We start from the raw sequence: 21333 nt of genomic DNA on the forward strand, positions 1-21333 counted from the left end.
CCCTTGCTCCCATCGTCCAGCCCGCTAGACAGGGCGACTTGGATTTGCGGGGGACGCACGAATATATGGAACGCCTGATCGGTCTGCTTGGCATTGTCGCGCTGCTTGCGATTGCCCTGCTGTTTTCGTCGAACCGTCGCTGGATTCGCCCGCGTGTCGTCGTCCCCGCCTTCCTGCTGCAGGCCGGTTTCGCGATCCTCGTGCTCGGCACGCCCTGGGGGCGCGCGATCATCGGGGCGATGTCGACCGGGGTGTCGAACCTGTTGGGTTATGCTGACGAGGGCACGAAATTCCTGTTCGGCGAGGTGCTGACGCAGCCCCCCTATGGCAAAGCCGTGTTCGCGATCGGCGCGCTGCCGGTGATCGTCTTTTTCGCGTCGCTGATTTCGGTCCTCTATTATCTCGGCGTCATGCAGCAGATCATCAAATGGGTCGGCGGCGGCATCCAGAAGATCACCGGCGTCACCAAGGTCGAGAGCCTGGGCGCGGCGGCGAATATCTTCGTCGGGCAGAGCGAAAGCCCGCTCGTCATCCGCCCCTATCTCGCAGGGCTGACCCCGTCACAGCTGTTCACGGTGATGACCGTCGGCATGGCGGGGGTCGCGGGCACCATCCTCGGCGCCTATGCCGGGATGATCGGCGAGCATCTGCTCCCCTATCTGCTCGCGGCGAGCTTCATGTCGGCGCCGGGCGGCATATTGATGGCCAAGATCATCATGCCCGACGATCCCAAGGATATCGGCATCGAACCGATCGTCATGCCCGAGGCAAGCCACGACGAGGAAAAGCCCGCCAATATCATCATGGCGGCGGCGCAGGGCGCGCAGACCGGGGTCAAGCTGGCGGTCGCGGTCGGCGCGATGGTGCTGGCCTTCGTCGCGCTGGTCGCGCTCGCCAACGGCCTGCTCGCCGGCATCGGCGGCTGGTTCCATATCGAGGGCCTGTCGTTCCAGTCGATCATCGGCCAGATTTTCCGGCCGGTGATGTGGCTGATGGGGGTGCCCTGGGCCGAATCGGACGCGGTCGGCGCGCTGTTCGGCAGCAAGATCGTGCTCAACGAATTTGTCGCCTTCATCGACCTCGGCAATATGCAGAAGGCGGGCGCGCTGTCGCCGGCGTCGATCGCGATCGGCACCTTTGCCCTGTGCGGTTTCGCCAATTTCAGCTCGATCGCGATCCAGATGGCGGTCACCGGCAGCCTCGCCCCCAACCAGCGACCGATGATCGCCAAGCTGGGGCTGAAGGCGCTGCTCGCGGGCAGCCTGTCGAACCTGATGTCGGCGGCGCTCGCCGGATTGATCCTGAGCGTCACCCCGCCGCTGACGACGCCCGAACCTGAGCCCGCCGCGCCTGTCGCCGCACCGGCCGCCACGACCGCCCCGGCGACCGCCGCAGACAAGGCAGCCGTTCCCGCCAAACAACCCTGATCGCCGAGCCATGGCCAGCGGCGGAGGCTGGAGCGGCGGTCAGAGCGTCATTTCAGCGAGCGCCGCACGCACCTCGGCAACGAACAGCTCGGACTGTTCCCATGCGGCGAAATGGCCACCGCGATCGAGGGCGTTCCAATAGACGATATTCTTGTAACGCCCCTCGGCCCACCGCCGCGACAGGCGCATGATTTCCTGCGGAAACAGGCTGCACCCCGTCGGCACGCCGATCTCGCCGCTGAGGAAACTGCGGAAACTGTGCCAATAGAGCCGCGCCGACGAGGCGGCGCTGTTGGTCAGCCAATAGAGGCTGACGGTATCGAGCATCGCGTCGCGCGACAGCGCATTTTCGGGGTGGCCGCCGATCGACTGCCCGCCGGGCTCATGGCCGCAGTCGGTCCAGCCATGGCATTTCTCGACGATCCAGGCCATTTGCCCGACGGGTGAATCGGCAAGGCCATAGCCCAGCGTCTGCGGCCGCGTCGCATGCTGGGTCGAATAGCCGCTGTCCTTGGTCTGATACCATTGGAAGCGCGCCAGATAGGCCTTCTCGTCGTCGGTGAGGTCGGTCATCGTGTCGGGATCGGGCTGGCCGACGATCATGTTGACGTGGATGCCCGCGCAATGATCGGGGTGGTTGCCGCCGATCGCGCAGGTCACTGCGCTGCCCCAGTCGCCGCCCTGCGCGAAATAGCGGGGGTAGCCGAGCGCGACCATCAGCGCGTCCCACGCCGCCGCGATCTGCTCGACACTCCATTTGGCGGCGGTCGGCTTGCCCGAAAAGCCGTAGCCCGGGAGCGAGGGGATCACGAGATGATAGTCGGCCGACAGCGGTTCGATGACATCGAGGAACTCGATCACCGATCCCGGCCAGCCATGCGTCAGCACCAAGGGGCGCGCGGCGAGATTATGCGAGCGGATATGGAGGAAATGGATGTCGAGCCCGTCGATCTCGACCAGATAATTGGGCCAGGCGTTGAGCCGGGCCTCGATCTTGCGCCAGTCATACTGGTCGCGCCAATAGGCCGCGAGGTCCTGCGCATAGGCCAGCGGCACCCCCTGATCCCAGTCGTCGACCGTTTCCTTTTCGGGCCAGCGCGTCGCGGCGAGCCGCGCCTTGAGGTCATCGAGCGCCGTCTGCGGCACGTCGATGGTGAAGGAGCGAATAGTGCCAACCTGCATGATGTCCCGTTCCCCTGTTTGTCCGCCGTGATTTATGGCCGCGCGGGCGCCTTGCAGCCGCGTTCGAGCCCGACGCCTTTCAGGAACCCGCGTCGCACCGTCCCGGCATAGATCGCCATCGCATAGCGGCGGCGTTCGGCATTGGCGCCGGTGACCTCGCCGATCAGTCCGCCGAAGGGGATGAACGACCCCGCGACGTTCCCGGCGACGCGTCCCGCAGTTTCCTCGCGTTTCTTGCCGCGGCTCTTGTCGGCCTGGGCGTTCACGTCGGGCCCCAGCACCGCGTCGAGTTCGGTGATTTCGCGGATGATCGCGGCGCATTTGCCGAGGCCCGCAAGCGAATAGGGATCGTCCTGGATCGCCAGCAATTTGGCGGGGACTTCCTTGCCGTCGAAGGGTTCGGTCACCGAATTGGCGGTGTCCTTGATCGTCGATTCCTCGGGCGCACCTTTCTGGGCGTGCGCGGCGGGGGCGGCCGTGGCCAGCGCGAGAGCGGTCAGCGAAGACAAGCAAAGGCGAACCATGATCGAAACTCCCTTTGTGGCGGACATCGCGCTTTGCTTCGTTAACGCGCGGACGTCGAATATGCTCCCGCCATCCCGATTTTTCTCGTGCTATTTCCGTTCGCTACGCCCCCCGTCACCGTCACCGCGTCGGGACCGGCGCCTCGCCGGTCCAGTCGTAGAAACCACGCCCGGCCTTTTTGCCGACCCAGCCCGCCTCGACATATTGGACAAGCAAAGGCGCGGGACGGAATTTGGGATCGCCGGTGCCCGACTGCAGCACGCGGATGATTTCGAGGCAGGTGTCGAGCCCGATGAAGTCGGCGAGCGTGATCGGGCCCATCGGATGGTTGAGGCCGAGGCGGCAACCGGCATCGATGTCCTGCATCGTCGCGACGCCTTCGCCGAGGGCGAAGATCGCCTCATTGATCAGCGGCATCAGCACGCGGTTGACGATGAAGCCCGGCGCGTCGTTGGCGTGGACGATTTCCTTGCCGAGGCCCCGGCCATAGGCCTCCACGGTCGCCAATGTGTCGTCGCTGGTCGCGAGGCCGCGGATCAGTTCGATGAGGCCCATCACCGGCACGGGGTTGAAGAAATGCACCCCGATGAAGCGCGCCGGGTCGGGCGCGGCCTGCGCCAGCCGGGTGATCGGGATCGAGCTGGTGTTGCTGGCGAGGATCGCGGTGGCCGAGAGATGCGGGCCGACGCTGGCGAAGATCGCGCGCTTGATTTCCTCGCGCTCGGTCGCGGCTTCGATGACGAGGTCGGCGGGGGCGAAGGCGCTGTGGTCGGCGACGGGGGTGATGCGGGCGAGCAGCGCGTCGGCGTCACCCTGCGTCATCTTTTCCTTGGTCACGAGGCGGGCGAGGCCCTTGGCGATGCCCGCCTTGCCCGCTTCGGCGCGCGCGAGGTCGATGTCGGACAGCAGCACGTCATGGCCCGCGCCCGCCGAGACCTGCGCGATGCCCGCGCCCATTTGCCCTGCCCCGATGACGCCGACGATCATTGCTGTCCCTTTCGCTGAAAATATGCCGTGCCCCTACGGCTTCGGGCCCGCGCGTCAAGGGGCCGCATCGCGGCCCCGCATCAGGGCGCCGAGCGGAAGGCGGTCGCCTCGGCGAGGATCAGCGCGAAGGCGGGGTCGGCATCGTCCCAGGTCGCAACGGGGGTCCAGCCGCTGGCGCGGAGCAGCAGATTCGCGTCGCGCGGGCCATATTTATGGCTGTTCTCGCTGTGGATCGTCTCCCCCTTCGCCATATGATAGGTGCGGCCGTCGACGGTGAAACTCATGGCGCAGGCGGCGACAAGATGCATTTCGATCCGTGCATGGACATCGTCCCACACCGCGCGATGCTCGAAATTATCGACGGGGATGGTGCCGCCGAGCTCGCGGTTGATGCGCGTGAGCAGGTTGAGGTTGAACGCCGCGGTGACCCCCGCCGGATCGTCATAGGCGCGTTCGAGCACCGCGATATCCTTGATCCGGTCGATGCCGATCAGCAGCAGCGAGCCATCGCCGAGCGCCTCGCGCCAATTGCGCAGCAGGTCGATCGCGGTGCGTGCGACCATGTTGCCGATCGTCGAGCCGGGAAAGAAACCGAGCTTGGGCAAAGGGCAGATTTCGCGCGGCAGGGCGACGCGCTGGGTGAAATCGGCCTCGACCGGATAGATGGCGAGACCCGGAAAACGCGCCGCGAGCGCGGCGGCGCTGTCGCGGAGGAAATCGCCCGAAATATCGACCGGCACATAAGCGGCGGGCGCGATCGCATCGAGCAGCAGCGGGGTCTTGGTCGAGCTGCCCGATCCGAGCTCGACCACGGCGCGGCCCGGGCCGATCGCCGCCGCCATCTGGCCGGCGTGGCGCTTGAGCAGGTCGGTTTCGCTGCGCGTCGGATAATATTCGGGGAGCGCCGTGATATCCTCGAACAGCGCCGACCCCGTCGCGTCATAGAACCAGCGCGCGGGCACCGCCTTTTGCGCCTGAGACAGTCCGGCATGGACGTCGGCGCGAAAGGCGATATCGACCCCGGCATCGTCGGCGTCGACCTGACGCAGGTTGCGAACGACGGCCATATCAAAGATCCTTGGCGAGGCGCACGCCGGTAAATTGCCAGCGCTGGTGGGGGTAGAAGAAATTGCGGTAGGAGGCCCGGCAGTGGCCGCGCGGGGTCGCGACGCTGCCGCCGCGCAGGACGAACTGCCCGCTCATAAACTTGCCATTATATTCGCCGACCGCGCCGGGCGCGGGGCGGAAGCCGGGATAGGGACGATAGGCGCTGCCGGTCCATTCCCACACGCTGCCGAACATCTGTTGCAAATCGGTGTCGCCGTCGGCGGGCACGGCGGCGGGCTGGACGGGTCCGGCGGCGTCGAGCTGGTCGCCCGAGGCCGGATCGAGCGTGGCCGCCGCCGCCTCCCACTCGATTTCGGTCGGCAGCCGCGCGCCGGCCCAGCTGGCGAAGGCGTCGGCCTCGAAAAAGCTGATATGCGTCACCGGGGCCGCCGGGTCGATATCCTGCCAGCCCGACAGGGTGAAATGCCGCCCCTCGCGCCAATAGGCGGGGGCGTTCACATCCTCGCCCTGCACCCAGGCCCAGCCGTCGCTGAGCCAGAGCGACGGGGTGTGATAGCCGCCGTCGGCGATGAATTGCTGCCATTCGCCGTTGGTGACCGGGCGGCTCGCCAGCGCGTGCGGGGTGAGAAGCGCCGAAAACTGCGGAAGTTCACAGTCAAATGCAAAATCCGGGCTGGCGTGACCGACGCTGACCACGCCCTCGGCGCCTTTCGCCCAGCGGATCGCGCCCGCTTCGCCTGCGGACGGCGAAGGCGCGGAAAACGGCGCAACTTCACACTGGATCGCACTTTTTTCCCACACCGCCGGGCCGAGCGGATTTTGCGCGAAGAGATGTTTCAAATCGGTGAGCAGCAGTTCCTGATGCTGTTGCTCGTGGTGGAGGCCGAGGGTGACCAACGCCAGCGCCGCGCGCGGCAGGTCCGGCAAGGCGCTCTGCACCGCCGTATCGACATGGGCGCGCCAGATACGCACCTCGTCGAGCGACGGCCGCGTCAGCAACCCGCGCTGCGGGCGGGCGTGGCGCGGCCCTTCGGCGTCATAATAGCTGTTGAAGAGGAAGGGATAGCGCGCGTCGAACAGGTGATAGCCCGGGACATGGTCGCGCAGCACGAAGGTTTCGAAGAACCAGGTGGTATGCGCGAGATGCCATTTGGCGGGCGAGGCGTCGGGCATCGACTGCGCGCTGGCGTCGGCGTCGGACAGCGTCGCAACGAGGTCGAGCGACAGGCGGCGGGTCGCGGCGAAGCGTTGCGCCAGATTTGCCGCGCAATCTTCAGCGCTTAGCTTGGGTGACATGTCGGTGCGGCTGGCCATGATGAGACAATCCCCCGAGTGGTGATTCGGTTTCGTCGGGCCACCGATTATGGTTACGCGGCGGCGAAATGCCTAGAACATTTAGGGAACAAAAGGGCGGGGACGCGAAGACGCGGCGAAAAAGGAAGGAATGTTTCACGCAGAGAACGCAGAGGAAGCAGAGGCCGCAGAGAAGAATGATTGGCGGCAAAGCCGCCCGGAAAATCCCGATGGTCCGTACGACCTTCAAACATTGCCCGACGCCTCCGCGCGCTCTGCTTTCTCTGTGGTCTCTGCGTGAAACACGCTTTCTTCTTCTCCGCGCCTCCGCGTGAAAAGGGACGTCAGCGCGTCGCGCCGGGTTTCCACAAGATGTCGCCGCCCGCCGCCGCATTGAGGTAGCGCGTCAGCACGAAAAGATGGTCCGACAGCCGGTTGAGATAGGTGAGCGCGAGCGGATTGAGGTCGCGCGTCGCGCCCGCCGCAACAGCCGCGCGTTCGGCGCGGCGCGCGATGGCGCGGGCAAGGTGGAGCCGCGCCGCCGCCTCGGTGCCGCCGGGCAGGATGAAGCTTTTGAGCGCGTCGAGCCCGTCGTTCATGCCGTCGATCTCATCCTCCAGCCGGGCGATTTGCGTGGGCACGATGCGCAGTGCCATCTGGTGCGGGCCGAAACCGAACTGGATATCGGCGGGGGTGGCTAGATCGGCGCCGAGGTCGAACATTTCGTTCTGGATCCGCGACAGCATTGCCGCCGCGTCGCTGTCGGACGCCAGCGCCGCTGCGGCGACGCCGATCGCGCTGTTCGCTTCGTCGACATCGCCGATCGCCGCCATCAGCGCGTCGGACTTGGCGATGCGCGAGCCATCGACGAGCCCGGTGGTGCCGTCGTCGCCGGTGCGCGTGTAGATTTTGTTGAGCTTGACCATATTATCCGGGTTTCCGCGCCGTAAGAATTAGCTTCCGGCGGCGAAGAAACCGATCAGCACGAGCAGGATGATGGTGATCGCCTGCCACTTCACGCGCGCCATCATCATCTTGTTCTGCATCACCTGATTTTCATGCACCGTTCCCTCCATCGCGGCGCGGTGCCCCTGCGAGAAATAGAAGAGTCCGCGCGCGAGCGAGAAGAGGACGAAACCAGCCGCCACGACGACGCCGAGGATGAGGAGGATGTTCATGCCCCCTATTCTAGGCCTTTTGCAGCGAATAGCCAGTGGGAAGCCGCCCGCCGAGCAGATCGGCGGCAAGCGCGCGCCCGTCGACGCCGCTGTCGCGCAGCGCCGCGAGCGACGCGGCGGCGTCGCGCTTCGCCAGCCTTTTGCCGTCCGCGCCGCAGACGAGCGCGTGGTGACGATAGAGCGGGGTCCGCAGGCCGAGCAGGGCCTGGAGCAGGCGGTGGACGTCGGTCGAAGCGATCAGGTCGGCACCGCGGATGATATGGGTGACCCCCATGGCTGCGTCATCGACGGTGCTGGCAAGATGATAGCTGGCGGGGGCGTCCTTGCGCGCAAGCACGACATCGCCATGCGCGCGCGGATCGGCGAGCCGGACTCCTTTCCCCTGCTCTTCCCAAGGAAGGTCGCCCGCGACATCTGCGGCTTTCTCCATGTCGAGGCGCCAGCAATGCGGTTCGGCGGCGAGGCGGTGTTCGCGTGTCGCCTCGTCCAGATGGCGGCAGGTGCCGGGATAGAGCGCACCCGATGAGCCATGCGGCGCGGCGAGGCTGGCGGCGATATCGGCGCGGGTGCAGAAACACGGGTAGACAAGATCGCGCGCGCGCAGATCGTCGAGCGCGGCCTGATAGGCGGCGAGCCGTTCGGACTGGCGCAGCGGTTCGCCGTCCCATGCGACCCCGAGCCAGGCAAGGTCGGCGAGCGCGGCCGCGACATAGGCTTCGCGCGAGCGGCTGCCGTCGATATCGTCGATGCGGAGGCGGAAAGCGCCGCCGACCGCGCACGCCGCGTCAAAGCCAAGCAGCGCGCTATAGGCGTGGCCGAGGTGGAGTTCGCCGGTCGGGCTGGGAGCGAAACGGGTCAGCATGGCGCGGCGGGATATTCCATATCATGTGGGCGTTTAAGCCGAATCTTCCCATATCTTGCGGCAGATGCCCCCTTGACGTCAGATTCTGATGCGTCATGTAATGCCAGTGTCACTTGGGGAAGGCAGTGGCGCGCCAACCCGGACAGAAAAGGGGGCAGCGTTACCAAGCCATGTTCCATCCCGATCTTGCCCGGCATCCCGATAGTTGCCCCGCGCTGGTTTTGAACGCCGACTATACGCCGCTCAGCTATTACCCGCTCAGCCTGTGGCCTTGGCAGACCGCGGTCAAGGCGGTGTTCCTCGACCGCGTCACCATCGTCGAAAATTACGAGCGCGAAATCCATTCGCCGACGCGCACGATGCCGATCCCGAGCGTGATCGCGCTGCGGCAATATGTGAAGCCGTCGCAATATCCGGCCTTCACACGTTTCAACCTGTTCCTGCGCGATCGCTTTTCGTGCCAATATTGCGGGTCGGGCAAGGATCTGACCTTCGACCATGTCGTGCCGCGCCGGCTGGGCGGGCGCACGACGTGGGAGAATGTCACCACCGCCTGCGCGCCGTGCAATTTGAAGAAGGGCGGCCGCACGCCGCAACAGGCGCATATGCCGATCCACCGCCAGCCCTGGCGCCCGACGTCATGGCAGTTGCAGGACAATGGCCGCTGCTTCCCGCCGGGTTATCTGCACACGAGCTGGATCGACTGGCTCTATTGGGACGTCGAGCTGGAGGGATGACGGCCGACATGCGGCCGGGACAGCGCAGGTTCAGATGGGCGGGGCTAGCAGGCCGTCCACCATCGAAGAGGAGAACCCCCATGGTCCGTTTCGCCCGCGCCCTGACCCTCGGCCTCGCCGCCGCGCCGCTGCTCACCGGCTGCGCCACGATGATGCCGGGCGAAAAGCCGGTCACCGTCAGCGGCAGCATCACCTATCGCGAACGCATCGCGCTGCCCCCGACCGCGCAGGTGGAGGTGCAGCTCGCCGACGTCAGCCTCGCCGATGCGCCGTCGCGCACGATCGCGCAGCAGAGCTTCACCGCCGACGGGCGGCAGGTGCCCTTCGCCTTTTCGCTGACCGTCGACGAGCGCCGGCTCGACCCGCGCCACAGCTATGCGGTGTCGGCGCGGATCACCGACGCGTCGGGCAAGCTGATGTTCATCACCGACACACGCAACAGCGTGACCTTCGACGGGCGGCCGGCGATCGACATGGGGACGCTGATGTTGGTGAAGACGCGCTGACGTCCGATCGCCAACAAATGCTGGATCGCCGCTGCCGTCCGCGATAGCGAGCCGGGAGGGGTGCGGACGTGCGGGGCGCGCGTCCGGTCCGCAAACGGGGGATGATCATGGCGTATGAAGGCGGCTCGGGTAACACATTCAAGAATCTCTGGTCACCCGACCTGACGACGCGCGCGGGGGCGCTCAACGCCGCGCAGACCGCATCGCTCGCGCTCTATATCGTCGCGGGCGCCAGCGCATTCATGCTGTTCGCGTCCTTGGGTTTCGACAATCTGATGGCGCTGCTCGGACAGGCGCATCCCGTGTTGTTGCTGACCCTTGCCCAATTGGCGTTGATGCTGATCGCCGCAACGCTGCTGCGTCGGGGACGCGGCGCGATCCTCGCGATCATCTCGGCGGCGCTTTACGCGCTTGGCATGATCGTCAACGGCAACATCATCAACTGGGTCGTCGGCATCATCATGTTCGCGGCGATGGTCGGCGGGGTGCGCGGGGCCTGGGCGCTGAGCCGGGGGCGCGGGTTCAGCGACGATATCGTCGACACCTTCGCCTGAACCCGCCGCGCATGGCATAGCTATGCGCGTCCATCCCCGGCTTGACCCTGCGCCTTCGCAGGTGCAGCATCCGCACTCATGGGGCCTCCGATCCAGATCTCGCAAAATCCCGACATCCGCTATCTGGGGCGGATCCTGGGCGACGTCATCCGCGCCTATGGCGGCGAGAAACTGTACCGCCAGACCGAATATATCCGCTCGGTCAGCGTCGACCGGCATCGCGGCATCGCCGGAGCCGAGGCGAGCGACGCGGGGCTCGATGCGCTGAGCCTCGACGACACCATCGCCTTCGTGCGCGGCTTCATGCTCTTTTCGATGCTCGCCAACCTCGCCGAGGATCGGCAGGGCGTCGCCGCCGAGCCCGAGGCGACGGTCGCGGCGGCGCTGGCGCGGCTGAAGGACGGCGGGATCGACGGCAATGCCGTCGCACAATTGATGGGCGCGGCGCTGGTCGCGCCGGTGCTGACCGCGCACCCGACCGAGGTGCGGCGCAAGTCGATGCTCGACCACAAGAACCGGATCGCCGAGCTGATGCTGCTGCGCGACAGCGGCGCCGACGAGACCCCGGAAGGCGATATCGTGGAGGAAGCGATCCGGCGGCAGATCGTGCTGCTGTGGCAGACGCGGCCGCTCCGCACCGAGAAATTGTTCGTCGCCGACGAAATCGACAATGCGCTCACCTATTTGCGCGACGTGTTCCTGCCCGTGGTGCCCAAGCTTTATGCGCGCTGGGAGAAGGAACTGGGCCAGCGCCCCGCGAGCTTCCTGCGCGTCGGCAGCTGGATCGGCGGCGACCGCGACGGCAATCCCTTCGTCACCGCCGAGACGCTGACGCAGGCGACCGGCCGCAACGCCGCTGCGGTGCTCGGCCATTATATCGACGCGGTCCATGCGCTGGGCGCCGAGCTGTCGGTGTCCGCAGGGCTCGCGCCGGTGCCCGCCGCCGTCGAAGCGCTGGCCGAGGCGAGCGGCGATACCGCGCCGAGCCGCCGCGACGAACCCTATCGCCGCGCCTTGTCGGGCATCTATGCGCGGCTGACCGCGACCTATGCCGCGATCACCGGCAAGGCGCCGCCGCGCCCCTCGGCGCTGGCGGGCGAAGCCTATGCCACCCCCGCCGATTTCCGCCGCGACCTCGTCACGCTCGCCGACGGGCTGGAGGCAAGCGGCGAAGGCCAGCTCGGCGGGATCGGCGCGCTCGGGCGGCTGATCCGCGCGGTCGAGGTCTTCGGTTTCCACCTCGCGACATTGGACATGCGGCAGAACAGCGCGGTGCACGAACGCGTGCTCGCCGAGGTACTGCGCGTCGCCGGGGTGTGCGACGATTATGCGGCGCTCGATGAAGAAGCGCGCGTCGCGCTGCTCACCGCCGAACTCGCGAGCGACCGGCCGCTGGCGGCATCGTGGCACAGCTGGAGCGAGGAAACGGCGGGCGAACTCGCGATCGTGCGCGCCGCCGCCGATGTCCGCGCGCGGCTGGGCCCCGATGCGATCTGCCAATGGATCATCTCGATGGCGCAGACGCTGTCCGACCTGCTCGAAGTCCATGTCCTCGCGCGCGAGGCGGGGCTGTGGCGGAGCGGGGAAGCGGCCGGCAAGAGCAACCTGATGGTGGTGCCTTTGTTCGAGACGATCGCCGACCTCGACAAGGCGCCCGCGATCATGGCGCGTTATTTCGCGATGCCCGAGATCGGCCCGCAGGTTGCCCTGCGCGGGCATCAGGAAGTGATGATCGGCTATTCGGATTCGAACAAGGACGGGGGTTATCTGACCTCGACCTGGGGGTTGCATCAGGCGTCGCAGGCACTGACCCCGGTATTCGCCGCAGCCGGACCGTCGATGCAATTGTTCCATGGCCGCGGCGGCGCGGTCGGGCGCGGCGGCGGCAGCGCCTTTGCCGCGATCCGCGCCCAGCCCGCGGGCACGGTGCAAGGGCGCATCCGCATCACCGAACAGGGCGAGGTCATCGCCGCCAAATATGGCACGGCGGACAGCGCCGCGACGAACCTTGAGTCAATGGTGTCGGCGAGCCTGCTCGCGAGCCTCGAGCCCGAGATTTTGGGCGCAGCCGACTGCGTGCGCTTCACCGCCGCGATGGACGCGGTGTCGGACCGCGCCTTCGCCGCCTATCGCGGGCTGGTTTACGACACCCCGACCTTCAAGGATTTTTTCCGCGCGATGACCCCGATCGCCGAGATCGCGACGCTGAAGATCGGGTCGCGGCCGTCGAGCCGCACCAAGTCGAGCGCGATCGAGGATCTGCGCGCCATCCCCTGGGTGTTCAGCTGGGCGCAGGCGCGCACGATGCTGCCCGGCTGGTACGGGACCGGCGAGGCCTTTGCGGGCTTTGCCGATAAGGCTCTACTCGCCGACATGGCGGCGAGCTGGCCCTTCTTTGGCGCGCTGCTCGGCAATATGGAGATGGTGCTGGCGAAATCCGACATGGGGATTGCGGCGCATTATGCCGGGCTGGCGAGCCAGGTCGAGGGGCATGAGGCGATCTTCGGGCGGATCAAGGACGGTTGGAACCGCGCGCATGACGGGCTGCTCGAGATCACCGGCCAGACGCGCCTGCTCGAAAAGAACCCGGCGCTCGAGGCGTCGATCCGGCTGCGCCTGCCCTATATCGAACCGCTCAACCTGCTGCAGATCGAGCTGATGAAGCGGCACCGCGCGGGTGAAACCGATGCGCGGATCGCCGAGGGCATCCAGCTGACGATCAACGCGATCGCGACGGCCTTGCGGAACAGCGGCTAAGGGAAGGCCTGGCCTCTACCCTACCCCGCTTGTGTCGAGCGAAGTCGAGACACGCCTGCGCAGCGCCCGCGTGTCTCGACTTCGCTCGACACGAACGGAAGTTGGTGTTGGCGGCGAACCGATCAGCTCTTGGTGATCAGCACTTCGCCCTTGCTGGTGGCGCCGTCCGGCCCGAAGTTGATCGTGAAATCGCTGCCGTCCTTGTCCTTGCCCGCGAGCGTGTCGCCGGTGCGGGTGACCTTGACCGATTTTTTCGCGAATTCGCCGGCCATCCAGTCGGCGGCCTTGGTTGGCGCCACAGGTGAGGTGAAGCCGAGTTTGACCACCGCCTTTCGGGCGCCGTCCTTGTCGTTCGCATCGACATTGACCGTCGTCACCTGGCTGCCCGGATAGAGCTTCACCCCGTCGATATCGAAATCGCCGGTGACGTCGAAATCGACGAAGTCGGGCACGTTGATGTCAATGTCGACACCGTCGCCGCCGATCTTGACCTTGCCGCCGCCGTCCTTGCTCGAGGTGATCTGGACCCCGCCATGCTCGTCACCGGCGTTGATCGAGATTTCGGTGCCGTCCTTGGCCTTCTCATCCTGACCGCAGGCGGCGAGGAGCAGGACCGGGGGAATCAGGGAAGCGAAACGCATGGGAGGTCTCCTTGGTGCATTAGTTGGATAATACACCTTGGAGGATCCTGAGTCAAATAGGACTCGCCCTCCCCTTCAGGGGAGGGCAGCGAGACTTACCAGCTTGCTGGTTAGTCACAGCGGGTGGGGTTCAGCGGCTTTGCGCAACACTGACAGACCCCACCCCAACCCAGTGTCAGGTAAACCGTCCCCCGGACGGTTTAGGTCATGCCGGGGGCATGACCGACCTGACACTCCTAAAGGGGAAGGGCTTAGGTCAGGCGTCGATGCTGGTCTTGAGGTCGCCATGGACGAGCCCGCCGTCGACCGCGATCGTGTCGCCGACGACATAGTCGCCCGCCTTTGACGCGAGGAAGATCGCGGCGCCCGCCATATCCTCGGGGATCCCGATGCGCTTGGTCGGGATGCTCTGGGCGACCGCATCGCCATGGTCGCGCGCCGCCTTGTTCATGTCCGACTGGAAGGCGCCCGGCGCGATCGCGGTGACGATGATATTGTCGGTCACCAGCCGCGCCGCGAGACGCTTCGTCAGGTACAGGATCGCCGCCTTCGACGCGTGATAGCTGTAGGTTTCCCAGGGGTTGAGACGCAGGCCGTCGATCGAGCCGATGTTGATGACCTTGGCGGGGCGTTCGGGCGTGCCAGCGGCCTTCATCAGGCCGTGCAGCGCCTGGGTCAGGAAGAAGGGCGATTTGACGTTGATGTCCATCACCTTGTCCCAGCCCGCCTCGGGGAACCCCTCGAAGGGTTCGCCCCAGGCCGCGCCGGCATTGTTGACGAGGATGTCGAGCCGTTCTTCGCGCGCTTCGAGTTCCTTCGCCAGCGCGCGGCAGCCTTCGACGGTTGCGAGGTCGACGGGCAGGCCGATGACCTTGCCCGGGTAGCGCGTCTCGAAATCGGCGACGGCTTCCTCGATCTGCGCACTCTTGCGCGCCGAGATGTAAACGCGCGCCGCGCCCGCAGCGAGATAGCCCTCGACGATCATCTTGCCGATGCCCCGCGAGCCGCCGGTGACGAGCGCGATGCGGCCGTCGAGGCCGAACATGTCCTGAAGGTTCATTGGTTGGGCTCTCTGTCAATAAATAGGGACAGTCCCTATTTTTCCTTCACATCGTTTGCGGCACCCGGGCTGGTTGCAGAAAAATAGGGACTGTCCCTATTTATTGACCCCCGCGACGTCAGTAACCGTTCATCCGCGCGACCTGGTCGATATGGTAATGCACGTCGCCCATGTATTCGGCGAGCGCGCGGTCGCGTTTCATATAGAGGCCGATGTCATATTCGTCGGTCATACCGATGCCGCCATGCATCTGGACGCCCTCGCGCACCGCAAGATTGGCGGCGCGGCCGGCCTTGGCCTTGGCGACCGAGACCATCAGCCTGGCGCCGTCGCTGCCTTGGTCGAGCAGTTCCTGCGCCTTCATCACGGTGGCGCGCGCGACTTCCATCTCGCCATAGAGATGTGCGGCGCGGTGCTGGAGGCCCTGGAACTCGCCGATCAGCTTGCCGAACTGCTTGCGCTCCTTGAGGTATTTGACGGTCATGTCCATCGCGCCCTGCCCGACGCCGACCATTTCGGCGGCGGCGCCGGTGCGGGTGGCGGCGAGCAGCGCGTCGAGGATCTCGCCGCCGGCATCGACCTCACCGATCACCGCGTCGGCATCGACCTCGACGCCGTCGAGGGTGACGTGGCTAGCCAAGCTGCTGTCCACGAGGCGGCGCGGATCGGCGGTGACGCCCTTGGCATCCTTGGGCACCGCGAACAGCGTGATGCCGCCGTCGGTCTTCGCCGCGACGATGCTCATGTCGGCGACATGGCCGTGGAGGACGAAGCTTTTCTTGCCGTCGAGGCGGAAGCCGTTGCCGGCGCGCGTCGCGGTGGTCGCGATCCGGTCGGGACGGTGCTTGGCGCCCTCGTCGATCGCGAGCGCGATAATCGCCTGACCGCCCGCGATCGCGGGGAGCCAGCGGTCGGCCTGCGTGCCGCCGGCCTTGGCCAGCGCGGCGACCGCGCCGACACTGGTCGCGAGAAAAGGCGACGGGGTCAGGTTGCGGCCGATTTCCTCGAGCACGATCCCCGCTTCCATATGCCCCATGCCGAGACCGCCATGCGCCTCGGGAACGAGCATGCCGGGCAGCCCCATGTCGGTGAACTGCGCCCAGAGGTCGCGCGAGAAGCCGGTGGCGTCGGCGCTGTCACGGAGTTTGCGCAGGTGCGACACCGGCGCCTGCTCGGTCATAAAGGGCGCGACACTGTCCTTGAGCATCGCCTGGTCGTCATTGTGATAAAGGGGCATATGTCTTCTCCTTAGCCCCTCCCCTTCAGGGGAGGGGTTGGGGTGGGGGCCCGAAACCTTGAGCAAGGCCGCTGGCCCCCACCCGCTGCGACTAGGGAGCAAGCTCCCAAGTCTCGCTGCCCTCCCCTGAAGGGGAGGGCGTGTTCTTGTCACGCCCCCGGCAAATCCAATATCCGCTTGGCGATGACGTTGAGCATGACTTCGCTCGTCCCGCCTTCGATCGAATTGGCCTTGGTACGGAGCCAGCCGCGTGCGCGGGCGCCGCCCTTGGTCTCTTCGCTGTCCCATTCGAGCGCTTCGCTGCCGCCGCCCGACATGACGAGTTCGTGGCGACGCTTGTTGAGCTCGGTCCCGACATATTTCATCATGTTCGAGCTGGCCGGATGTGCGCGGCCGGTCTTCCACATGTCCATGAAACGCTCGCCCATCGCGCGGTACGCAAAGACATCGACGTCGAACGCCGCCATTTCGGCGCGCAATATCGGGTCGTCGAGTTCGCCCGCCGCGTTCTTGCCGAACGCCTTGGCAAAGGCGCCGCCGATGCTGACCATGTCGCCGCCCGCGCCGCCGCCCGAGATCATCTCGCGTTCGTGGCCGAGCAGATATTTGGCGACATCCCAACCGCGATTGATCTCGCCGATATATTGCGTCTTGGGCACTTCGACATCGTCGAAGAAGGTTTCGCAGAAAGGGCTGTTGCCGCTGATCAGCAGGATCGGCTTGGTCGTGACGCCCTTGCTCGCCATGTCGAAGAGCATGAAGGTGATGCCCTGATACTTATTCGCCTTGTCGGTGCGGACGAGGCAGAAAATCCAGTCGGCCTTGTCGGCATAGCTCGTCCAGATCTTCGAGCCGTTGACGACCCAATGATCGCCCTTGTCTTCGCCGAAGGTCTGCAGACTGACGAGGTCGCTGCCCGAGCCGGGTTCCGAATAGCCCTGGCACCAGCGGATTTCGCCGCGCGCGATCGGGTTGAGGTACTGGACCTTCTGCTCCTCGGTGCCGAATTGCAGCAGCGCGGGGCCGAGCATCCAGATGCCGAAGCTGTCGAGCGGCGAGCGCGCATGGATGCGCTTCATTTCCTGTTTGAAGATCTTGGTCTGTTCGGGGGTCAGCCCGGCGCCGCCATAGGGTTTGGGCCAGTCGGGGACGGTGTAGCCCTTCGACACGCACGCCTCGAGCCAGGCTTTCTGGGCGTCATTCTTGAACACCCAATTGCGCCCGCCCCAGCAGACGTCGCCTTCCTCGCGGATCGGCTCGCGCATTTCGGGGGGACAATTGGCTTCCAACCAGCCGCGCACTTCGGCGCGGAAAGCGTCCAGATCGCTCATCTTCAAGGCTCCTCTTCCGGCGCGCAAACTAAGGCGGAGTCGCTGCTTTACGCAAGCGTCAACTTGGGGCGGCCGACCTGCCGTTACGGCGCCGTAGCGTCCGATTGCCGGGCGTTGACGCGCCTTTCCACGCGCCTAAGCTTAGGTCGCAAAATAAAACGGGAGCAGGATATGCGATTCGCAGGCAAGGTCGCCGTCGTCACCGGCGCAGCATCGGGCATCGGCAAAGCGGCGGTGCTGAAACTCGCCGGCGAGGGCGCGCATGTGTTCGCCGCCGACATCGACGAAAAGGGCGGACAAGCGCTCGCCGAACAGTCGAACGGCAAGATCGATTTCATCCGCTGCGACGTCACGCAGCCGTCCGACATCGAAGCGCTGATGGACGCCGCCGCCGCGAAGGCCGGCGGCATCGACATCGTGTTCAACAATGCCGCAGCGGGCGGCGACCGCGCCCCGATCGACGAGATCACCCCCGAAGGCTGGGACCGGACGATGGACTTGGTGCTGAAATCGGTGGCGATGGGCATCCGTTACGCCAGCCCCCATATGAAAGGCCGCAAGGGCGCGGCGATCGTCAACACCGCGAGCGTCGCGGCGCTCGGCGCGGGCTATTCGCCGACCGCCTATGCCGTCGCCAAGGCGGGCGTGCTCCACCTGACCAAGGTCGCGGCGACCGATCTTGCGCAGTACGGCATCCGCGTGAACGCGATCTGTCCGGGCTTCATCAACACCAATATCTTCACCGCGTCGCTCGAGGTACCCGACGAGAACAAGGACATGGCCAAGGCGATCATCGCCGGCTTGAGCGAGGCCGCGCAGCCCGTCGCGCGCGGCGGCCAGCCCGAGGACATCGCCAATGCCGTCGCCTATCTGGCGAGCGAGGAATCGAGCTTTATGACCGGCACCCATATGCTGGTCGACGGCGGACTGACGATCGGCCAGCGTCACGCCTGGGACCCCGAGGCCCCCGGCCTGTTCGACGCCCTGACAGCGATGGAGGAGGCGGCGAAGGCGGGGGCGCCGGCGTGACGGCAACCGCCAGCGCGCTGCCGCCCTCCGAAAAGCTGCCGCTCCGGATCAAGCTCGGCAACGGCTTCGGGTCGATCGCCTATGGCGTGAAGGACAATGGTTTCGCCACGCTCCTCATGCTGCTCTACAATCAGGTCCTCGGGCTCGATGCGCGGATCGTCGGCCTGATCCTGCTGCTCGCGCTGTTCATGGATGCGATCATCGATCCGATGGTCGGTTACTGGAGCGACAAGACGCACAGCCGCTGGGGCAAGAGGCACCCGTGGATGTATGCGGCGATCCTGCCGATGGCCTTTGCCTGGATCATGCTGTGGCACCCGCCGTCGCTCGATCAGCAATGGCTCTATGGCTATCTGCTGCTGTTCGCCTTCCTGATGCGCGCCGCGGTGTCCTGCTATGAAATTCCGGCGCTCTCGGTCGTTCCGGCGCTGACCAGCGATTATGACGAAAGGACCTCGCTGACGCGCTGGCGCTTCGTCTTCGGCTGGGCGGGTGGGCTCGTCATGCTGACGCTGGCCTTCGGCTTTTTCCTCGTGCCCAGCGAAAAATACCCCGTCGGCCAGCTCAATCTCGACGGCTATCAGCTCTATGGCTGGACCGGTGCGGTGCTAATGATCCTCGCGACAAGCGTATCGGCATGGACGACGCACCGCCGCCTTGCCCACCCCGACGCCGCGCCGCCGACGCACCTGCCGCTGGGCCAGACGCTGCGCAAGATCAGGACCATCCTGTCGAACAAAGCCTTCCTCGTCCTGCTCGGCAGTTCGGTCTTCGCCTTCGTCAACCAGGGCCTGACCTTTTCGATCACCGCCTATCTGCTCACTTATTACTGGCTGATGCCGCAGGCGGGTTTCATCGCCTATTCGGCGACCCTGTTCGTCGGTGTCGTCGGCGCCTTCCTGGTCGTCGGACTGCTCCAGAAACGCATGGAAAAGCGCACCGGCGCCGTCGCGGCGGGCATCCTCGCTTTGTGCTTCGGCGTCGCCCCCTATGTGCTGCGCTTCGCGGGGCTGTTCCCCGCCAATGGCGATGCGGCGCTGATCCCGACGCTGTTCACGCTGATCACCATCTCCAACGCCTTTTCGGTCGCGGCGATGATGCTGGCCCAGTCGATGGCGTCCGACATCGTCGAGGCGTCGCAGGAACAGACCGGCGAGCGCTCCGAAGGCATTTTCTTTTCGGCCTATTTCTTCGTCCAGAAATGCGCGACCGGGGTCGGCCTGTTCCTGACCGGCCAGATCATCGGGGCGGCGAATTTCCCGGCGCAGGCGAAACCCGGGCAGGTGGACCCGTCGATCCTCGACAATCTGGCGACCTATTTCCTGGGGGTGCTCATCCTTTTCGCGATCGCGAGCATCTGGTTCATCTCGCGCTTTCCGATTTCGCGCGCCGACCATGAAGCGCGGGTTGCGGCGATGGCGAATGCGGCGGAAGCGGCAAGACCGCATCCGTAACGGAAAAGTTCGCGAGGCGACGAAAGGGTGTAATTTTCAGGCCGCAGGGCTTGGCAAGCGGGGCCGAATCGGTCCATGGGCTTACGTAAACGTAAAGGGAAGGATGCGAGCATGGATTTCGATCTCACCGACCGGCAGGTCTATTGGCGCGACCGGGTACGCGACTTCATCGAGCGCAAGGTCCGCCCCGCCGTCCCGACCTATGACAAGCAGGACAAGGCCGGCGACCGCTGGAAAGTGATTCAGGTCGTCGAGGATCTGAAGGTCGAAGCGAAAGAGGCCGGCATCTGGAACCTGTTCATGCCGCCGCGCAGCGGTGCGCATCATCATGTCGACGAAACCTTCGAGTTCGAGGGGCCCGGCCTCTCCAACCTCGAATATGCGCTGTGCGCCGAGGAAATGGGCCGCGTCGGTTTCGCCAGTGAAGTGTTCAACTGCTCGGCGCCCGACACCGGCAATATGGAAGTGTTCCACCGGTATGGCACGCGCGCGCAAAAGGAAAAATATCTGGGCCGCCTGATGAACGGCCAGATCCGTTCGGCCTTCCTGATGACCGAGCCTGCGGTCGCCTCGTCCGACGCGACGAATATCGAGACGCGGATCGAGCGCGACGGCGACGACTATGTCATCAACGGCACCAAATGGTGGTCGTCGGGCGCCGGCGATCCGCGCTGCGAAGTCGCGATCGTGATGGGCAAGACCGATTTCGCCGCGAAGCGCCACGCGCAGCAGTCGATGGTGCTGATGCCGCTCGACGCGCCGGGGGTGACCATCCTGCGGCACCTGCCCGTCTTTGGTTACGACGATGCGCCGCACGGCCATATGGAAATCCAGCTGAAGGACGTCCGCGTCAACGCCGAGGAGGCGATGCTGCTCGGCGAAGGTCGCGGTTTCGAGATCGCGCAGGGGCGCCTCGGGCCGGGCCGCATCCATCATTGCATGCGCACCATCGGGGTCGCCGAAGAAGCGATTTCCAAGATGGCGAAGCGGCTCCAGTCGCGCGTCGCTTTCGGCAAGAAAATCGCCGAATACAGCATCTGGGAGCATCGCCTGGCGCGGGCGCGCATCGATATCGAGATGACGCGCCTGCTCTGCCTGAAGGCCGCCGACATGATGGACAAGGTCGGCAACAAGTCGGCTGCGGCCGAGATCGCGATGATCAAGGTCCAGGCGCCGAACATGGCGCTGAAGATCATCGACGACGCGATCCAGGCGCATGGCGCCGGCGGCGTGTCGGAGGATTTCGGGCTGGCCAAGGCCTATGCGCATCAGCGCACGCTGCGGCTGGCCGATGGTCCCGACGAAGTCCATGAACGCGCGATCGCCCGCATCGAATTCGCCAAGCACAGCGACGCGGCCGAGCCGGGTTTCTCGTCGGGCGACATCGGGGTTTCGCGCTAATTGAAACGCCCCTCCCGCTTGCGGGAGGGGTCGGGGGAGGGCTTGTTGGCGCCCGCCCCACATGACAAGCCCTCCCCTAGCCCCTCCCGCAAGCGGGAGGGGGA

The 21333-nt window shown here is 65.7% G+C and carries 20 protein-coding genes; 8 read left to right on the plus strand and 12 right to left on the minus strand.

Annotation, left to right across the window (positions count from 1 at the left end):
- The first annotated feature begins 65 nt into the window (after positions 1–65).
- Complete coding sequence (locus ACREB7_RS00795) at positions 66–1427, plus strand: NupC/NupG family nucleoside CNT transporter (protein ID WP_431590399.1); 1362 nt, start codon at positions 66–68, stop codon at positions 1425–1427.
- 39 nt (positions 1428–1466) lie between these two features.
- Here the strand turns inward: ACREB7_RS00795 and ACREB7_RS00800 are convergent, their stop codons facing one another.
- The 8 genes from ACREB7_RS00800 to gluQRS all read right to left on the minus strand — a co-directional run bounded on the left by ACREB7_RS00800 (position 1467) and on the right by gluQRS (position 8522).
- A complete protein-coding gene (locus ACREB7_RS00800; protein ID WP_431590400.1) occupies positions 1467–2609 on the minus strand; it encodes an epoxide hydrolase family protein in 1143 nt (380 codons plus the stop codon).
- Positions 2610–2641: 32 nt separating this feature from the next.
- The gene (locus ACREB7_RS00805; RefSeq protein ID WP_431590401.1) at positions 2642–3133 is read right to left on the minus strand and encodes a hypothetical protein; all 492 of its coding nucleotides are present in this window, start codon (positions 3131–3133) and stop codon (positions 2642–2644) included.
- Positions 3134–3254: 121 nt separating this feature from the next.
- A complete protein-coding gene (locus ACREB7_RS00810; RefSeq protein WP_431590402.1) occupies positions 3255–4121 on the minus strand; it encodes a 3-hydroxyacyl-CoA dehydrogenase NAD-binding domain-containing protein in 867 nt (288 codons plus the stop codon).
- A gap of 80 nt (positions 4122–4201) precedes the next feature.
- Positions 4202–5188, minus strand: a complete 987-nt coding sequence (egtD, locus tag ACREB7_RS00815) for an L-histidine N(alpha)-methyltransferase (protein ID WP_431590403.1) — start codon at positions 5186–5188, stop codon at positions 4202–4204.
- Between the two features lies 1 nt (position 5189).
- The gene (gene egtB / locus ACREB7_RS00820; protein ID WP_431590404.1) at positions 5190–6503 is read right to left on the minus strand and encodes an ergothioneine biosynthesis protein EgtB; all 1314 of its coding nucleotides are present in this window, start codon (positions 6501–6503) and stop codon (positions 5190–5192) included.
- Positions 6504–6826: 323 nt separating this feature from the next.
- Complete coding sequence (locus tag ACREB7_RS00825) at positions 6827–7408, minus strand: cob(I)yrinic acid a,c-diamide adenosyltransferase (RefSeq protein ID WP_431590405.1); 582 nt, start codon at positions 7406–7408, stop codon at positions 6827–6829.
- 27 nt (positions 7409–7435) lie between these two features.
- Positions 7436–7660 (minus strand): HIG1 domain-containing protein, encoded by a 225-nt coding sequence (locus ACREB7_RS00830; protein WP_431590406.1) that lies wholly within the window; start codon positions 7658–7660, stop codon positions 7436–7438.
- Between the two features lie 10 nt (positions 7661–7670).
- Positions 7671–8522 carry a tRNA glutamyl-Q(34) synthetase GluQRS gene (gene gluQRS, locus ACREB7_RS00835; protein WP_431590407.1) on the minus strand — a complete coding sequence of 284 codons (852 nt, stop codon included), beginning with the start codon at positions 8520–8522 and terminating at the stop codon, positions 7671–7673.
- Between the two features lie 170 nt (positions 8523–8692).
- Between gluQRS and ACREB7_RS00840 the strand changes: the two genes are divergently transcribed.
- From ACREB7_RS00840 to ppc, 4 genes are all read left to right on the plus strand, one after another.
- Entirely contained in the window at positions 8693–9259 is a 567-nt protein-coding gene (locus ACREB7_RS00840) for an HNH endonuclease (protein WP_077148485.1), read from the plus strand.
- An 80-nt stretch (positions 9260–9339) separates the two neighbouring features.
- The gene (locus tag ACREB7_RS00845; protein WP_431590408.1) at positions 9340–9765 is read left to right on the plus strand and encodes a YbaY family lipoprotein; all 426 of its coding nucleotides are present in this window, start codon (positions 9340–9342) and stop codon (positions 9763–9765) included.
- Between the two features lie 107 nt (positions 9766–9872).
- Positions 9873–10319 (plus strand): hypothetical protein, encoded by a 447-nt coding sequence (locus ACREB7_RS00850; RefSeq protein ID WP_431590409.1) that lies wholly within the window; start codon positions 9873–9875, stop codon positions 10317–10319.
- 78 nt (positions 10320–10397) lie between these two features.
- Positions 10398–13076 (plus strand): phosphoenolpyruvate carboxylase, encoded by a 2679-nt coding sequence (gene ppc, locus ACREB7_RS00855; protein WP_431590410.1) that lies wholly within the window; start codon positions 10398–10400, stop codon positions 13074–13076.
- Positions 13077–13198: 122 nt separating this feature from the next.
- On the opposite strand, the gene ACREB7_RS00860 is transcribed toward ppc, so the two are convergent.
- The 4 genes from ACREB7_RS00860 to ACREB7_RS00875 all read right to left on the minus strand — a co-directional run bounded on the left by ACREB7_RS00860 (position 13199) and on the right by ACREB7_RS00875 (position 17345).
- On the minus strand, positions 13199–13717 hold the full coding sequence (locus tag ACREB7_RS00860) for a hypothetical protein (RefSeq protein ID WP_431590411.1): 519 nt from the start codon (positions 13715–13717) through the stop codon (positions 13199–13201).
- A 256-nt stretch (positions 13718–13973) separates the two neighbouring features.
- Positions 13974–14777, minus strand: a complete 804-nt coding sequence (locus ACREB7_RS00865) for an SDR family oxidoreductase (RefSeq protein WP_431590412.1) — start codon at positions 14775–14777, stop codon at positions 13974–13976.
- A 118-nt stretch (positions 14778–14895) separates the two neighbouring features.
- Positions 14896–16014 carry an acyl-CoA dehydrogenase family protein gene (locus tag ACREB7_RS00870; protein WP_431590413.1) on the minus strand — a complete coding sequence of 373 codons (1119 nt, stop codon included), beginning with the start codon at positions 16012–16014 and terminating at the stop codon, positions 14896–14898.
- A 149-nt stretch (positions 16015–16163) separates the two neighbouring features.
- Positions 16164–17345: an acyl-CoA dehydrogenase family protein gene (locus ACREB7_RS00875; RefSeq protein ID WP_431590414.1), complete on the minus strand. Its 1182-nt coding sequence runs from the start codon at positions 17343–17345 to the stop codon at positions 16164–16166.
- Positions 17346–17516: 171 nt separating this feature from the next.
- Here ACREB7_RS00875 and ACREB7_RS00880 point away from each other — a divergent pair, with 171 nt between their 5' ends.
- The 3 genes from ACREB7_RS00880 to ACREB7_RS00890 all read left to right on the plus strand — a co-directional run bounded on the left by ACREB7_RS00880 (position 17517) and on the right by ACREB7_RS00890 (position 21229).
- A complete protein-coding gene (locus tag ACREB7_RS00880) occupies positions 17517–18374 on the plus strand; it encodes an SDR family NAD(P)-dependent oxidoreductase (protein WP_431590415.1) in 858 nt (285 codons plus the stop codon).
- The gene (locus ACREB7_RS00885) at positions 18371–19828 is read left to right on the plus strand and encodes an MFS transporter (RefSeq protein ID WP_431590416.1); all 1458 of its coding nucleotides are present in this window, start codon (positions 18371–18373) and stop codon (positions 19826–19828) included. Before ACREB7_RS00880 ends, ACREB7_RS00885 begins: the two co-directional genes overlap by 4 nt.
- A gap of 111 nt (positions 19829–19939) precedes the next feature.
- On the plus strand, positions 19940–21229 hold the full coding sequence (locus ACREB7_RS00890) for an acyl-CoA dehydrogenase family protein (protein ID WP_431590417.1): 1290 nt from the start codon (positions 19940–19942) through the stop codon (positions 21227–21229).
- Positions 21230–21333: the final 104 nt, after the last annotated feature.

It is taken from the genome of Sphingopyxis sp. (assembly GCF_050725615.1).
Lineage (GTDB): Bacteria > Pseudomonadota > Alphaproteobacteria > Sphingomonadales > Sphingomonadaceae > Sphingopyxis.